Annotated in this window: 13 protein-coding genes; 3 read left to right on the top strand and 10 right to left on the bottom strand. The window is 51.8% G+C overall.

The window, feature by feature from the left end; all coding sequences use genetic code 11:
- Positions 1-28: 28 nt before the first annotated feature.
- From AB4876_RS07190 to galE, 6 genes are all read right to left on the bottom strand, one after another.
- Complete coding sequence (locus tag AB4876_RS07190; RefSeq protein ID WP_368380975.1) at positions 29-2,785, bottom strand: CehA/McbA family metallohydrolase; 2,757 nt, start codon at positions 2,783-2,785, stop codon at positions 29-31.
- Between the two features lie 6 nt (positions 2,786-2,791).
- Entirely contained in the window at positions 2,792-3,178 is a 387-nt protein-coding gene (locus tag AB4876_RS07185) for an MAPEG family protein (RefSeq protein WP_368380974.1), read from the bottom strand.
- Positions 3,179-3,236: 58 nt separating this feature from the next.
- Complete coding sequence (locus AB4876_RS07180; protein WP_368380973.1) at positions 3,237-4,376, bottom strand: alpha/beta hydrolase family protein; 1,140 nt, start codon at positions 4,374-4,376, stop codon at positions 3,237-3,239.
- Between the two features lie 127 nt (positions 4,377-4,503).
- Positions 4,504-5,010, bottom strand: coding sequence for an MgtC/SapB family protein (locus tag AB4876_RS07175; protein ID WP_368380972.1), 507 nt, complete (start codon positions 5,008-5,010; stop codon positions 4,504-4,506).
- Positions 5,001-5,969 (bottom strand): zinc transporter ZntB, encoded by a 969-nt coding sequence (gene zntB, locus AB4876_RS07170; RefSeq protein ID WP_368380971.1) that lies wholly within the window; start codon positions 5,967-5,969, stop codon positions 5,001-5,003. Before zntB ends, AB4876_RS07175 begins: the two co-directional genes overlap by 10 nt.
- Positions 5,970-6,202: 233 nt before the next feature.
- Entirely contained in the window at positions 6,203-7,219 is a 1,017-nt protein-coding gene (gene galE, locus AB4876_RS07165; RefSeq protein ID WP_368380970.1) for a UDP-glucose 4-epimerase GalE, read from the bottom strand.
- Between the two features lie 97 nt (positions 7,220-7,316).
- Here galE and AB4876_RS07160 point away from each other — a divergent pair, with 97 nt between their 5' ends.
- Positions 7,317-8,117 (top strand): DODA-type extradiol aromatic ring-opening family dioxygenase, encoded by an 801-nt coding sequence (locus AB4876_RS07160; protein ID WP_368380969.1) that lies wholly within the window; start codon positions 7,317-7,319, stop codon positions 8,115-8,117.
- Between the two features lie 113 nt (positions 8,118-8,230).
- Here AB4876_RS07160 and AB4876_RS07155 read toward each other — a convergent pair whose 3' ends face one another.
- Positions 8,231-9,004, bottom strand: a complete 774-nt coding sequence (locus AB4876_RS07155) for a ferredoxin--NADP reductase (RefSeq protein WP_368380968.1) — start codon at positions 9,002-9,004, stop codon at positions 8,231-8,233.
- Positions 9,005-9,125: 121 nt separating this feature from the next.
- Here AB4876_RS07155 and AB4876_RS07150 point away from each other — a divergent pair, with 121 nt between their 5' ends.
- Complete coding sequence (locus AB4876_RS07150; RefSeq protein ID WP_368381123.1) at positions 9,126-10,004, top strand: LysR family transcriptional regulator; 879 nt, start codon at positions 9,126-9,128, stop codon at positions 10,002-10,004.
- Here the strand turns inward: AB4876_RS07150 and AB4876_RS07145 are convergent.
- The gene (locus AB4876_RS07145) at positions 10,001-11,197 is read right to left on the bottom strand and encodes a multidrug effflux MFS transporter (RefSeq protein ID WP_368380967.1); all 1,197 of its coding nucleotides are present in this window, start codon (positions 11,195-11,197) and stop codon (positions 10,001-10,003) included. The two genes, AB4876_RS07150 and AB4876_RS07145, sit on opposite strands and share 4 nt — an antisense overlap.
- 202 nt (positions 11,198-11,399) lie before the next feature.
- Between AB4876_RS07145 and AB4876_RS07140 the strand changes: the two genes are divergently transcribed.
- Positions 11,400-11,888, top strand: a complete 489-nt coding sequence (locus AB4876_RS07140; protein ID WP_368380966.1) for a MarR family winged helix-turn-helix transcriptional regulator — start codon at positions 11,400-11,402, stop codon at positions 11,886-11,888.
- On the opposite strand, the gene AB4876_RS07135 is transcribed toward AB4876_RS07140, so the two are convergent.
- Together AB4876_RS07135 and AB4876_RS07130 are read right to left on the bottom strand one after the other, a co-directional pair.
- Positions 11,885-13,519: a ShlB/FhaC/HecB family protein gene (locus AB4876_RS07135; RefSeq protein WP_368380965.1), complete on the bottom strand. Its 1,635-nt coding sequence runs from the start codon at positions 13,517-13,519 to the stop codon at positions 11,885-11,887. The two genes, AB4876_RS07140 and AB4876_RS07135, sit on opposite strands and share 4 nt — an antisense overlap.
- A gap of 79 nt (positions 13,520-13,598) precedes the next feature.
- Positions 13,599-14,438 carry an OmpA family protein gene (locus AB4876_RS07130; RefSeq protein ID WP_368380963.1) on the bottom strand — a complete coding sequence of 280 codons (840 nt, stop codon included), beginning with the start codon at positions 14,436-14,438 and terminating at the stop codon, positions 13,599-13,601.
- Positions 14,439-14,570: the final 132 nt, after the last annotated feature.

Genomic DNA, 14,570 nt, shown 5'->3' with positions numbered 1-14,570 from the left:
TGTCGACTATGACAATGCGAGTTATAGACTAGTTCATTATAGCCGGTGCGCGCCACTGGCCATCGCCATCGGCATCAATATAAATCGGGTTACTTAACGCCAAGGGTGCCAAGCCCGGCATTAAGGATCGGTAGATTGATCCCGGCTGCCCAGAGACCTCCACCACCACATACGAATCGCGATCTGCAATCAGATCAACCACTCGATGATCTCCGGCCACAACACTGAGCTCGCGATAAATTTTACCGTTAACCCACACCGTTAATTTATCCACCGTCACCCACGGCGCGGCATCAATCTGCACATGCAGTTCACCTCGCCCGCCTTTAAATAAGTCGCCCAAACCCGCCTCTGCGCTGCCACTGCGCAAGGTCACCGCCAAGAGCGGACCCGTCGTGGTGAAACTATGGCCAGCTCGAATTCCCTCGCTTAATACTTCTTCATCCAGCGGTAGCGCACCCGCAGCGGGCAAATAAATATAATTGCGCGGCGCGGCCACCACACTGCGCAAACCGTGGGAATCACTGTTGCCAGTTGCGGCTCGGCGCGCACCTTGGTTTAACAAAGAAAACCAGTCGTCGCGAATCTGGGTATAAACGGCAAACTCTGCGCCGTTGAGCACCTCGATCACATCAAAGTCTATATCCCTAAAACCCGACACGGGGTCTGGCGCCAGCAAGCTTTCATTGTTACTGCTATCGAGGCTTTGACTGGGATCATAATTTTTACCCAGCGATAAGTGATCAAAAAATGCCAAGTCGGCATCGAGAGGATCAGCAGCGCGAGGATGGTTCAACTGAAATACCGCCGTGGGTGCTACCTGTCGTACACCGGCAATCACTTCGCCCAAGCTGCGATTTTCAACTGCCGGCGCACCGCCGGCAAACTCCGCAGGCTTGGCCGTGAGTGGAAAGGCATTGCTATGGCCCACAGTAAAAGGCGCCTTAGCAGTGCGCGCCATGCCCGTCAATTCCGCGCCCACAACTACCTGTACCTGTCCGGCCAATCCCAGCGCGACAACGCGATTGCGATAGTCCACTAGCCTATTATGTTCACTGGCCACTAATATCTCGGCGCCTTGCGCCACAAAGCTACGCAGGCGCTCATCGAAGGGCAGAGTGGCATCGAAGCTAGCGCCACTGTGTACATGGAGGTCGGCAGAGCGCCAATCGTCGCTATGCCATACCTGACGCGGAGGAATTATCGGCAACTGACTGGTTTTACCCGCCACGATCGTCAGTAAATACTCCTTTACGTCGTATTCAAGCCCACGGCTGGCGAGCACTCGATACTGCCCCGGCGGCAAATCGATTTCTTGGGGATCGGTGGCAACGCCGGCAAGATCGACTCTATTGCGCCGCAATGAGCTCGGCAGCGACACACCGGCTTCGGTAAAGCCGAGTAAATCATTGCCAAACTCCGGCGTAGTGGTATCGCCAAGACCAAAGAAATACAGACTCATGGGCATTTCGCGGGGCAGTTTAAGCAGGCCCTTCTTTTTAAATACCCAGCGACCACTGTCATTGCGAGCATCCGCCAAGGACAGCTCCCGCGTAATTTTTTGCCCCCACGCGGAGGTCGCCTGCATCTTCACCCACTGCGTGCGCTTGGGTAGACGAATCGTAAAGCTGCCATCCGCAGCCACCCGTCCCTGAGTCACCGGCCGGTCATCTTGATCCCAGATCGCAACCGACACAGAGCTGTCATTGGCGTAACCCCGCAGCAGAGGTCCTTGATAAATTTGATCACTTACTGAAGCCACATCACTGCGATCACCCACTAGCAGCTTGAATTTAGCCAGCAACTTCTCGCCAATCTCAATATCCATAAACTGGTTTTGCAGCATCGACAACCAATTTAAACGCTCGCTCTGTAACCACAGGGGCCGGCTCATCCATCCGTGTAAACTGTAATTTGGAAAGACGGCTAGGAAGCGCGGCAGCGGCTGGCGACTGCCATTCTTGGTGATAAGCTCTGCCGACTCCAGCTGCACGCCGTAGCTTACTTGGGTATCGTAGCTGGTAGCGCCAACTAAAATATTCCAGTCGCTGGGCATTAGCCCAGCCAATAACGAGGACACTTTATTACGATCAATCGCCGGATGCTGAAAGCCCAGCGTGGCGTCAGGAACATAGCTAGAATAGCTAAAAGGCGTTAGAGCTCGCTGGGAATAAAGGGTAAAAAGGCCGCTCATGTGTACGGCTTTACCGTCGCCAACACGCTCGATATTAACATCAATATCGAGGCTGTCGGCGCCCTCTGCTAAGCGGTAAACTACAGTTTGGCGAATACCATCGGCCTCGCCCATGGTGGTAATCTCAGCGCTGCCATCGCGAATCCCCGCGCTAACCCTAGTAACCGGAATTGCCGTTTCCTTAGCCAGCCCAGTAAGAATATTGCCATACGTCCACTGGTCGTTAGCCAAGTCGCAATGCCCAACGTCTATCAATGTGCCACCGCCAGCAACAATGCCGGCGCTGTGATCGACATCACTCACCGCAACACAGAGCTTGCCATTAGACAGCCACCAGTCACCTAGGCCAGCAATACTGTCGGGGCCACCGCGCGGAAAGCTATCGAAGGTTTCCGTTTTTATTTGTTCAGCGCGCAGCAGCGATGGCGGCGGCGGCGCTTCAGCAACCGGCAAGAATTCTTCGAGTTGAGGCGTAAAACCTTCGTCGTCCACGGACTTGTTTGGCTTCGATGCCGCCAGCGTCACCGACGTTAAAAAAGCACTTAACGGCAGCCACAGCATCCATTTTGCGTTAGTGCTTAGTCCAGCCATAAATATTTATGCCGCCATCACAAATAGCGAAATGCAAGCACCCATGCCCACTAAAAAACTCAAAGAGCGTAAAATATCTTTATTGGCAATATAAAAAATAGGGTAGAGAATTCGCGCGGCAATAAATATCTCCGCGGCCAGTGCTGCCCGCTCTGGCGCCACCCCCGCCAAATGCGCAACAAGCACCGCCGCGATAAACACCGGCAATGCCTCCCAGGCATTTTGCTGCGCCGCATAGGCTCGAGCGCCTGCTCCCTCAAGCTGAGCGTACTGCGCTCGCGGATGCTTATTATCAATATTCCCCAATTGCTTGGCGCGAAAATAACCACAGACCCAAGCACTCACTACCGGCAGTAAACACGCAATAAACACACACCAAAAAGCAACAGTCATTGTTAATCCCTATTCTTGTTTTTGTTAGCGCTCACGCAGCGCAAGCCTGTGGTTAGACTTATTTCGCAGCGCGCTGAACGCTTACTTCTGGAATCTCGGTAGCGAAAGTTTTATACAGGTAATCCCTTGCGTCTCGGCGCCGCACTTCGCTCAAGGCAAAGTGCGATTCAAAGAACGGAAATACTGCGAGCGTAGTGAGCCACTGCTGGCGAATTGGGTTCATCGCCTTAGGCAATGGATCCAATGTGCACAAGGCCGGCTGTGGTACTGGCAAAATACCTTGCTCAGCTGTACCCAATTCTGCAGCCCAAGCCTCGTCTTCCGTTTTGGCCAAGCCGCGAGTCACCATACTACAACCCACCATATCGGCATTATCTAACCAGCGGAAATATTTACCCGGCGTCGCAAACGCCGTATGCGACGCATCTTCCATGGTCACTAGCAGAGAGCCTTTCACAAACTCAGGAATATTAGCCCCATTCGCCGCATAGTCGATCATGGCATCGATCGGCGAGGCAATCATCATAAAGGGAATATCCCGCGACTCATAAAAATGTGGCCCGAACATAAACACCGGCCCGGCAATAGAGACCGCCGCCACAATCCGTAGATCAGCAGCCTCAGGGTGGAAGGCCGCCAAGGTGGAGGTCATCCCACCTAGCGACAAGCCCAGTACACCAATATGCTTTCTATCAATTTTTTCAAAAAACTGATTGCCGCTGTCGGCGTCCCAGCTTAAAAATTGATCGATTAAAAAACTAATATCCGCGGGCTGATTAACGACATCTTTTACCAGCGGCCCGCCAGGCGCACCTAAATGGGTCAAGGGGTAATCCATTGCCGCCACGATATAACCATGGCTAGCAAAATGCTCAGCGAGGTAACTGCCGCCGGTGCGCATCGACATAAAGCCATGACTGTATATCAGTAGTGGCGCAGATGAAGCCAATCCTTCTGGGTACCATATACGCGTGTTTAAGCGTCGTTCATCGCTACCTTTATACTCGCCATTTGCTTGGGTAGGCCGTGTGCTGTCAACCAGTTCTATATCAAAATAATCGACATCATACAGGCCTTTCTCCAGCCATTGACTGCTTTGCGAGTCAGCGAGCAGAGGCTCAGGTTTATTGCCAAACTGCAGATATAGCAGAGCCGCAGCAACGAGAAAAACAATAAACAGCAGGATTTTTTTTATCATCAAAGCACTCAATCAAGAAACGGGTATTAAGAGCACTAACTTAACAAGGCCACCGCCAGGACTCCACCATTAGCTAGTCCGCCGAGCAAAGTTTTTACTATATGGCGTGGCAATACGACGCCGATACTTATTTTTCTGGCTTTTTGCGCTGATAGCGTCGCTCCGACATCCGCTGATGGACACCTTTACGCAGGGAGTGAAAACTATTTTCCAATACATCAACTCCCACCAAGATACCCACTACCACCACCGCCACTAGTAACGCAGGACCGTATTTATCGAGACCTATCATTACCCCAATAGCAGCGAGCACCCAAATCGCCGCAGCCGACGTCACCCCCAACACCATACCGTCGCGAGACAAGATTACCCCCGCGCCCAAAAATCCGATACCGGTAATAACTTGACCAATCACCCGCGACGGGTCAGTAACGCAGTTGCCGACTGACACTGACATGGCAATAAATACATAAGTGCCCAAGCAAATTAGCGCCGCGGTGCGAATACCAATTGGCTTACCGCGAATCTGCCGCTCCAAACCAATAATTGCGCCCGCCACTATCGTGGTGAGCACCGCTGGCCATTTCAGCGGCGCTATCGACAATATCGCCAAATCGGGAAGTTCTACAGCCATTTTTTATACCTAAAAAAGACCAGCAGCCCACCAGCAAGGCCTACTAAGATGGCAATAAAAATAGCAAAAGCATAGTGATTATCAGCACCGGGAATTCCGCCAACATTAATGCCCAGCAAACCGGTGGCGAAACCCAGCGGCAAGAATATCGCTGACACTATCGACAGCACGTACATCCGGCTATTCGATTCTTCCGAAATTTGGTTTACAAGCTCCTCCTGACTGACCGCTGCGCGCTCGCGAATACTGTCGAGGGTTTCAATATACTGGGCTAAGCGGTCTCCGACCTCCCGCACCCGCAGCCGCTGATCATCGCCAAACCACGGCAGGCGCTCACTCTGCACCCAGCTCAAAGCTTCCCGCTGGGGCGCCAAATAGCGCCGCAAGGCAATGGACTGACGCCGCACCTGGCCAAGCTCGCTGCGCAATTTTGCCCGTGCACTGCTCAGCAGTGACTCCTCCAGCTCGTCAACCTTGTCTTCGGCGTTATCAATAGGGCCAGCCATGCGCCGCACCAAGCGGTCACACAATACCGCGACAAACTCGGCGCTGGTTTCTGGGCCCTCACCCTCTTTGAAGCTGCGCACAATATCGTCTACCGACAATAAACGGCGCTTCCGCGAGCTGATAATGCGGTGTTCATCGACACACAAACGAATCGAGACCATGTCTTCGGGGTCTGCCTCTGGATTCATATTGACGCCGCGCAGCGCCATGAGCAGGCCACCATTGTGCGAGGTTGCCCGCGGTCGCGTGTCTTCAGCCACCAGTGCCGCAATGGCAATATCGTCTAAGCCGCTATGCTCCTCAAGCCACTTCAAGGTACCGGGCTTGCTGTAGTCAAAATGCAGCCACAACAAACCCTGCGCGGGCTGCCATGTATCAATTTCGCTAGTGCTCAATGGCGTTGCCCCACCCTTGCCATCCAGCAGCATCCCGTACACTAAAAAATCATCCATACTGGGCGTCTCATTATTTGGTCTTGTTGTGGATAATCGCACAGCAGTCTACCCACAAACAATGCTGCGTCACGAAGAGTACAATTAGTAATGATTGGTCAGCGAAAGTAGTGCTAGAAAATAGCGTGGCCGCCAGCCCCAGCAAAGAGGGCTAGCAGGTAAGCATGATTGATGGAGCTGTGGTGCGTCAGGAAGCCTAGAGGAACACTCCGCCCCGCTCAGAACAAAATAATTTAACTTGCGTAGCCGTCGGGGTTACCGCTTTGCCAGCGCCAAGTATCGGCCATCATTTCTTCTAAGCTGCGGGCGGCTACCCAATCTAGCTCGGCCTTGGCTTTGTCGGCATTGGCCCAAAACGCTGGCAAATCACCGCTGCGGCGCGGCGCAATTTTATAGGGTACCGACTGTCCAGTGACGGCCTCAAAAGCTTTGACCATATCGAGCACCGACACACCGTGTCCAGCACCTAAATTAAAGGCGTGTAAACCGGGCGTGGCCAAAGCCAACAAGGACTTACAGTGACCTTCCGCCAAATCAACAACATGCAGATAATCCCGCAAGCATGTCCCGTCTGGGGTATCGTAATCGTCACCAAATACCGCCAACTCAGCCAATTTACCCACCGCCACGCGCGCGATAAAGGGCATTAAATTATTGGGAATTCCCTGGGGGTCTTCGCCGATCAAACCTGAGGCATGGGCCCCAATAGGGTTAAAATAACGCAGCGCTACTATCGACCAACGCGAATCAGACACGCATAAATCAGCCAGCACGCGCTCAGCCATGGCCTTAGATGCACCATAGGGACTGGACGGCTGGCCCAAGGCCATGGTTTCTTCGTAGGGCACTGCTGCGTCTGGCCCGTAGACCGTTGCCGAGGAGCTAAATACCAGTTTAAACACGCCTGCATCCGCCATCGCCTGGCTTAATGCTAAACTACCGTAAACATTGTTTTCGTAATATCGCAGTGGCTGCTCGACGCTTTCACCCACCGCTTTTAACCCGGCAAAATGAATAACGGCATCAATATCGTATTCACTAAACACCTCGGCTAAGGCTGCGCCATCGCGAACATCAGCATTAACAAAGCTCGGCCGCTTGCCGCAAATCGTCTCAATTCTGCCTAGTACAGCTAAGTTACTATTCACCAAATTATCAACGATCACTACCTCGTAACCGGCATTTAGCAATTCCACAACCGTGTGACTACCGATATAACCGGCGCCGCCAGTAACGAGTATCGTTTTCATGTATCAACATCCATGGCAAAAACCCGTATCTTAAAACAGCCAGCTGTGAAATAACTGCTACCAGTAAAAAAAATTCCCATTCAGGGAGAAGGATTCGATGAAAACCAAACCCCAAGTCTTATTTTTGTCTCATGGCGGCGGCCCCATGCCCCTGCTTGGCGATGCCGAGCACAGCGAAATGCTGAGCTGTTTACGCAGTATCGCGGCCGACATCCCTAAGCCATCGGCAATTCTGGTGATAAGTGCCCACTGGGAAGAACGCATTCCAAGTATTACCGCAGCTGCCACGCCGCCGCTAATTTACGACTACTACGGTTTTCCGGAGGAATCTTATCGTATTAGCTACCCCTGCCTAGGCGAACCTTTACTTGCCCATCAGGTTCACGCAAGCCTACAAAAAGCAGGTATTGCCGCTAACTGCGACACCCAGCGGGGCTTTGATCACGGCCTCTTTATACCCTTAAAAATCATGTACCCCGAGGCCGATATTCCCTGCGTTCAGCTGTCCCTTGTTGAGAGCCTCGACCCCGCTGAACATATAACTATTGGCAGGGCACTTCAAAAGTTAGATTACGGAAATTTGCTGATTATTGGCTCGGGGTTTTCCTTTCATAATTTTAAAGCATTTTTTGCACCGCCGAGCGCCGATTCCACAACCCTAAATGAGTCATTTGAAAACTGGTTGATCGAAACCTGTACTAATCCCGACCTTAGTGAAGCAGACCGAAGCCAGCGCCTCACCCAGTGGCAAGATGCTCCCGCCGCCCGCTATTGTCATCCACGCGAAGAACATCTGCTGCCGCTGCATGTTTGCTACGGCCTTGCTAACACCGCATGCACCAAGCATTTTGAATTACAAATTCTAAACAAAAAAGCGAGTATGTATCTTTGGCGCTAACGCCATTGGGACGCAACCGGTAACAGCCACAATTCAAAAAGCAAAAAGCCCAAGTCATTAATGTGACTCGGGCTTTTAAAACTAAAGCGAGCTTAGCGTTTTAACACCTTAATTTAATGTTCTACAAACGCCCGCTCAATTACAAAGTGGCCGTGAACACCGCCGCGGGTTTCTTGGAAACCCTCGGCATTCAATAAGGCGCAGCTGTCTTTAAGCATGCTTGGGCTGCCGCAAATCATAAACCGGTCATCTTCAAGATTAAGCGCAGGCAGACCAATATCCTTCATCAATTTACCGCTGCGAATTAAGTCGGTCAAACGGCCCTGGTTTGCGTATTTTTCCCGCGTCACGGTTGGGTAGTAAATCAGCTTATCGCGCACTACATCGCCAAAGTATTCATGGCTAGGCAAGTGGTCGCGAATAAAGTCTTGATAGGCCAATTCACTTTCGTAACGCACGCCGTGTACCAAAATCACCTTATCGAATTTCTCGTACACCTCAGGGTCTTTAATAATGCTCATAAACGGCGCCAAGCCAGTGCCGGTGCTAAGCAGATAGAGATTTTTACCCGGCAACAAATGGTCAGCCAACAAAGTGCCCGTCGGCTTACGGCTAATCAGCACTTCGTCGCCAATCTGAATCTGTTGCAACTTAGAGGTCAGCGGGCCGTCGGCGACTTTAATGCTAAAAAACTCCAGCTGATCTTCGTAATTAGCGCTCACAATACTGTAGGCGCGCATCAGTGGGCGATCACCTTGCTGCAAGCCAATCATAGTGAAATGGCCATTTTCAAAACGAAAAGACGGATCGCGGCTAGTTTTAAAGCTGAATAAGGTGTCATTCCAGTGATGTACGCTGGTCACCCGCTCACGAATAATATTGCTCACTGTAAACTCTCCTGCGGCGATGAGCGCCGCACCTGTTGTTGCTGATTTGCCAACAGTCTACGGGAGCGCTATGCTATCGGCAAAATGACTTATTATGATTTTTCATATCGGTTTTATTAATATGCACTATACCCTACGTCAACTTGAAGTATTCCTAGCGGCAGCCCATACCGAAAACATCACCCGCGCGGCTCAGCAGCTGTCGATGTCGCAATCGGCGGCATCGAGCGCCCTCAAAGATCTCGAGCAGCAATTTTCGATACAACTTTTTGATCGCATAGGAAAACGTCTGCAAATTAATGAATTAGGTCGCGCCCTACGCCCCCAAGCCGAAGCTTTATTAGATCAAGCGCAAGCCTTGGAACAAGGCTTTCGCCGCCACGATCAAGTCGGCGAGTTAAAAGTGGGGGCCACCCTCACCATCGGCAACTATATTGCGGTCGACATCATGGCCGAGTTCATCAATCGCCACCCAGCTGCCAAGGTCGAACTCAATGTCGCCAATACCGCGGCAATAAGCCAGCAAGTGCTAAATTTTGATTTGGACGTGGGCTTAATCGAAGGCGAATTGCACCACCCCGACCTGGAAGTCACCAAATGGCGTGAAGATGAATTACAAATTTTTTGCAGCCCCAACCACCCCTTAGCAAACAAGAAAAACCTAAGCAATGAAGATCTACTCGCCGCGCAGTGGATTTTAAGGGAGCCCGGTTCAGGTACTCGGCAAGCATTTGATCGCGCCCTGCACGACCTGCTACCCGACCTCAATATACGTTTGGAATTACAGCATACAGAAGCGATTAAGCGCGCGGTAGAAACCGGCTTAGGTATTGGCTGTTTGTCTAAAGTCTCCCTACAGGCCTCATTTGAGACCAAGCGCCTCGTACCTCTAGAGGCGAAAACGCGGGACTTTAAACGCTATTTTTACTTTATTCTGCATCGTCAAAAATACCGCAGCGAAGGCATATTACGGTGGTTAGAGCTATGCCGAAACAGCTAGGCCTCAGAGGCTAAGGCCTCCGGTTGCCGGCTTGGTTTAGGCACAAAATACAGACCTAAAGCCGAGGCCAAAAACATGGTGATCGTCATCGGCCACATATAATCGCTATGAAAATGCGTCGACAAGCCGCTAATAACACCGCCAATAAGATACTGGCCACTACCCATCAATGCCGAGGCAATACCGCTGTGCTGGGGAAAAAACTGCAGGGCACAGGCCTGCGAATTACCCATTATGCCGCCCAGCGCACCCACCGCCAGCATCACTAGCGGCACCACCACCCAGAGCGGCGGCGCAAAGCCAGTAACTAACAACAGCGCGCTGCAGAAAACAAATAAGATCAGCATAGCGCGGGGCAAAATGTGCGCGGCGGGAACGGTATTTAATAGGCGATTATTGATCCGGTTAGCAATCGCAAGAGTGACAATATTGCCCGCGAACAACATCGAAAACACCGTTTCACTCTGCTCATACAGATCGATATACACCAGCGCAGCATTGGCCACAAAGGTAATCATGACGCTAAAGCCTAAACTTTGAGCCAGTAAATAACCCATCGCAGCGCGATTCGACAAGACAAACTTATAACGGGTAAGCAGGCTGTCGGCCAGCGGCGCACGTTGCTCTGAGCCTGGCTTTTTAATAATTACGCTCGATAAACCACAGACAATAAGCGCGTAGGCCGCCAACACTAAAAACACCAGCTGCCAGCCACTCAAACTATATAGCACTGTGCCAATAGTCGGCGCTAATGCCGGCGCAATAATCGTGATTAGCATAATTTGCGAAAACAATTTCGCGGTTGCCTGACCTTCGGTGTGGTCGCGGATAATCGCGGGCACCACAACCGAGGCAAAGCCACCGCCCAGCGCTTGAAAAAACCGCGCTGCCCAAAACACCGACAGCGACTCGGTAGACGCAATGGCCAAACTCGCCACAGCAAACAACGCCAAGCCAAAGAACAACGCCGGACGACGGCCGAGATAGTCGCTTATCGGCCCACCAAAAAACTGGCCAAAACTCAAACCCAGCATATACAGGCTCACCGTTACCGCGATGTCTTGCACCGGCACACCGAGCTCCACGGCGATCGCCGGAATCGTGGGTAAGTACATGTCTATGGCCAGCGGCGACAGAGCAAAAATTAAAGCCAGTAATAAAATTAAACGCAGAGAAGGAAGCGTGGAGGACATAGGACACCTTTATCTTTCCAGCAAGATAATAGCTGGAATTTATCTTTCCGGCAAGATAATATTCAATAACCCCTATCGCAGGCTTCGCCAACCATGAATGCAAATCTAAATTCTCGCCCAGCAAAGGTCCCACCTGGGAATATGCATACGAGCCCACAGCAAGGCATCCGCACCGGCGCCAGCAAAGCTCTAGGACAAGACCATGGATGATAAACGGATTAGCATTAAAGAATTACGACAGCAGCAAAAACAGCACTGGCCAGAAATGCACAGTGCCGCCACCCCAGCAATATTAAGAATTATCCGCGCGGGGGATCGCTTTATGAAAGAGACAGAAGCCGCCTTTCAGGCCCACCAATTAACTCGCGCCGAGTTTGATGTGCTGGCCACCCTGCGCCGCCAAGCGCCACCTTATCAGCTAAGCCCCACCGAGTTGTGCAAGGCTATGCTGTTCAGCTCCGGCGGACTAACCAAAGTGCTTTACCGTCTACAGAGCGCCAATTTAGTTCTGCGCCCCCACAACCCCGACGACGGCCGCAGCTTGCTGGTACAACTCAGTCCCGAAGGCATCGAGCTGGCCGGGAATTTATGCGCCACCATTGCCGAGCTACACCAAGCGCGCGTGGCCAAGCTCAGCACCGCAGAGCAAAGCACGTTAAACCAACTATTAAAAAAAGCCTTTGGCGATTAAAAAACCCAGCGCAGCCGCCAAAAGAAGTCTGCCTCAAGGGACTCTAAACGGGATTCATCCACCACATCATCAAATACCGGCACCGCAGCCAGTAGCTCGGTTTCTAAACCTAAACCGGGCTTGAGGCTGAGTCGAAAGCCCGCATCCGCCAAGCTCTGATTTGCCGCCAACTCACCCCGCGCATTATTGAATTTCGTCGCCGCATACTCAGCAAAGAGCGACGACTCCCACGCCAAGCCCCACCACTGGTGTTTACCGTTCACGGCCAAATGCGCAAAATAGCCATTGTCACCAATAATCACGCCGGGCAGATACGCGCTCATGCTGTTCATGCCACCAAGCACAAATTGCTGCTGTTGCGGCAACTGGGTGTTATCAGCAAACTGGCCGTTAAAATTTAGAGCAAACTCGTAGTCTGGCGCCAGCGCGAATTTATAACCCAGCTTGGGCAGCAGTAGAATAAACTCTGCTTCGCGCTTGCCGATACTGACTGCATCACTGCTGTCGCTCGCAAAACTCCCGCCGTCACCAAAGCCCGTTTTTAACGATAGTTGCGCCTTAAGATACGAGGGAGCTTCAACTAAACTGCCACGCTGTGAATATTTAGCACCCAGCTCTAGGGTGTCATAATTTTCATCCAGCAACGGCGCACTCTGCGATGCAGAGCGAATCTCAGAGCTGATATGTTCAATCCGCTCAAATGCGCTCCAACGCCGCACCGGATTACTGTATACAACCTGCTCGCCCGACAGGGCAATACTGTCTATCTCGGCATCCAGAAAAACCGTTTCCACTGCCCCACTTACCGCGCAGTTATTCAATAGCGGCAAACACAATCCACCGCCAGCTGCACTGGTCGGCACTTGTGGGTGGCGCTGATATTCAATATGACTGGATTCAATACCAAATAAACCAAAGGTAAACGGATGCTCAAGGGCAAGATCAAATTGCTGATAATCGTCGCCATCACCAGCTTCGCCCAGCGACTCAAAAATAGTTTTGTAGGCCACATTTAACTCAGTGCCATTGCCAAACTGATGCTTTAACCCCGCCAAACCAAAGTAGCGCCCCAAAAACCGGCTGCCCTTATTATTCATTTCCAGAATAAAATCGGTGGCGTCATGATCGGCAATCACTTGTTCGCGAAAATCGAGAATCACCTGATTATCGTAGTGTTGCTCATAGGCAATACTGTATGACACGCCGGCGCGTTCGGCCTGCAAATCGGCCAACACCCGCGCGCGATCAAACTCTGCCAAGCTCAAGTCGGGGTCACCCACCAAGCCGGCAAAATGGCTAGTTACCTGCGAGTTGCCCCGCAAACCTTTTACAAGCGCTTGATTCACCAGCACCGTTACTGTGTCGTCTAGCCGATAGTAACTCACACTCACCAATAAATGGCCGGCATTGTAATAGCGCCGCGTTAATGCCGTGATCGCTGCCGAAGGGGTTTCTGCCTCGGCCAATAGCGCCTCAACCTGAGTGTTTGAAAGCAGTTGATTACCAATAACGCGAACAGTGATACCACCAATAACCGCCGAAATCGGCGCAGATTTCTCGCTGGCACTGGCTTCTATCTGTATTTGGCTGGCGAGCTGGGGGGGCATTACCGGTGGCAGATCAATTGCCATTTATATTCTCCTCAAATACGCGAGCGGGGGCCGAGGCCCCCGTATTCATGTTTAAAATTTAGTATCGATGGTGCACAACTCATCGCAGCCGTTTTAGCTCAACCCGTCGGTTCAAATCCCGTCCCTCAGCAGTACCGTTATCGGCGCGGGGGGATTCCTCACCATAGCCCTTAGCCACCAAACGCTCGGCATTCAGGCCTTGGCTCAACAGGTATTTCCGCACCGCAAGGGCTCTGGTCTCCGACAGCCGCAGATTATAATGGGTCGACCCGATATTATCGGTGTAACCACCCACCTCGATACGCCTCGCGTCAGATTGCTGGATAAGCAATACCACGCGATCGAGAACCAGCTTTGCACTCGAATTTAACGCCGCGCTATTGTGAGCAAAAAACACGCCTTCTAAGAGCAAGGTTTGCGGTCCGTCTAAATGGCAGCCATTCGCCAAGGTTTTAAGGCCGCGCGGCGTTTGTAAACATTGGTCGTCTTGATCGCAAACCCCATCGCCATCAGCGTCGGCGCAAGCATAAGTGTCAGACTGAATGCGACCAGCAACAAACACAGGGTCAATACTCGTAAGAGGAACCAACGCCGGCTGATCCTTAGCCGATCCCAGCGGAGCCACCGTATTAACTGCGGCCCCTTCGTCGGCGGCCAACACGCCCTGATCCATAGCTAATAACTCGTCGCTCGCTACCAGCGCACCTACCGGCAATGCTTCTGTGGCCCGCGAGACACCGGCATCAAGCCCGCCCAAGCTGTCGTCTAGCTCAATTCCCACTGCCTTGGTCACCGAGTTGGTGACCGCCAAAACACCGGTCTGATTTAAGACATCCAGAATCAAGCCGGCGTGGGCGACACTCAGCGGTAACAGCAATAACACCAGCAAACATAAAGGCCGCGATAAGTTTACAATCAAAGGAGATAACACCTGTAAAAATCCATTTTATTCCACTATGAGTACGTATTTAGCCCCAATCGCAAACGCCATTTGGGGCAAGCCAGTGAACAACCACTATATCAGTCGATTAAATCGCATTTACCCAAGTAG

The organism is Zhongshania guokunii (assembly GCF_040892635.1).
GTDB lineage: Bacteria > Pseudomonadota > Gammaproteobacteria > Pseudomonadales > Spongiibacteraceae > Spongiibacter > Spongiibacter guokunii.
The sequence above is the reverse complement of the archived record's forward strand: the minus strand, read 5'-3'. Positions and strand labels throughout refer to the sequence as shown.

Coding starts and splice junctions, on each gene's coding strand:
- AB4876_RS07190 (WP_368380975.1), bottom strand. CDS start 2,785: ATGGCTGGACTAAGCACTAACGCAAAATGGATGCTGTGGCTGCCGTTA.
- AB4876_RS07185 (WP_368380974.1), bottom strand. CDS start 3,178: ATGACTGTTGCTTTTTGGTGTGTGTTTATTGCGTGTTTACTGCCGGTA.
- AB4876_RS07180 (WP_368380973.1), bottom strand. CDS start 4,376: ATGATAAAAAAAATCCTGCTGTTTATTGTTTTTCTCGTTGCTGCGGCT.
- AB4876_RS07175 (WP_368380972.1), bottom strand. CDS start 5,010: ATGGCTGTAGAACTTCCCGATTTGGCGATATTGTCGATAGCGCCGCTG.
- zntB (WP_368380971.1), bottom strand. CDS start 5,969: ATGGATGATTTTTTAGTGTACGGGATGCTGCTGGATGGCAAGGGTGGG.
- galE (WP_368380970.1), bottom strand. CDS start 7,219: ATGAAAACGATACTCGTTACTGGCGGCGCCGGTTATATCGGTAGTCAC.
- AB4876_RS07160 (WP_368380969.1), top strand. CDS start 7,317: ATGAAAACCAAACCCCAAGTCTTATTTTTGTCTCATGGCGGCGGCCCC.
- AB4876_RS07150 (WP_368381123.1), top strand. CDS start 9,126: ATGCACTATACCCTACGTCAACTTGAAGTATTCCTAGCGGCAGCCCAT.
- AB4876_RS07145 (WP_368380967.1), bottom strand. CDS start 11,197: ATGTCCTCCACGCTTCCTTCTCTGCGTTTAATTTTATTACTGGCTTTA.
- AB4876_RS07140 (WP_368380966.1), top strand. CDS start 11,400: ATGGATGATAAACGGATTAGCATTAAAGAATTACGACAGCAGCAAAAA.
- AB4876_RS07135 (WP_368380965.1), bottom strand. CDS start 13,519: ATGGCAATTGATCTGCCACCGGTAATGCCCCCCCAGCTCGCCAGCCAA.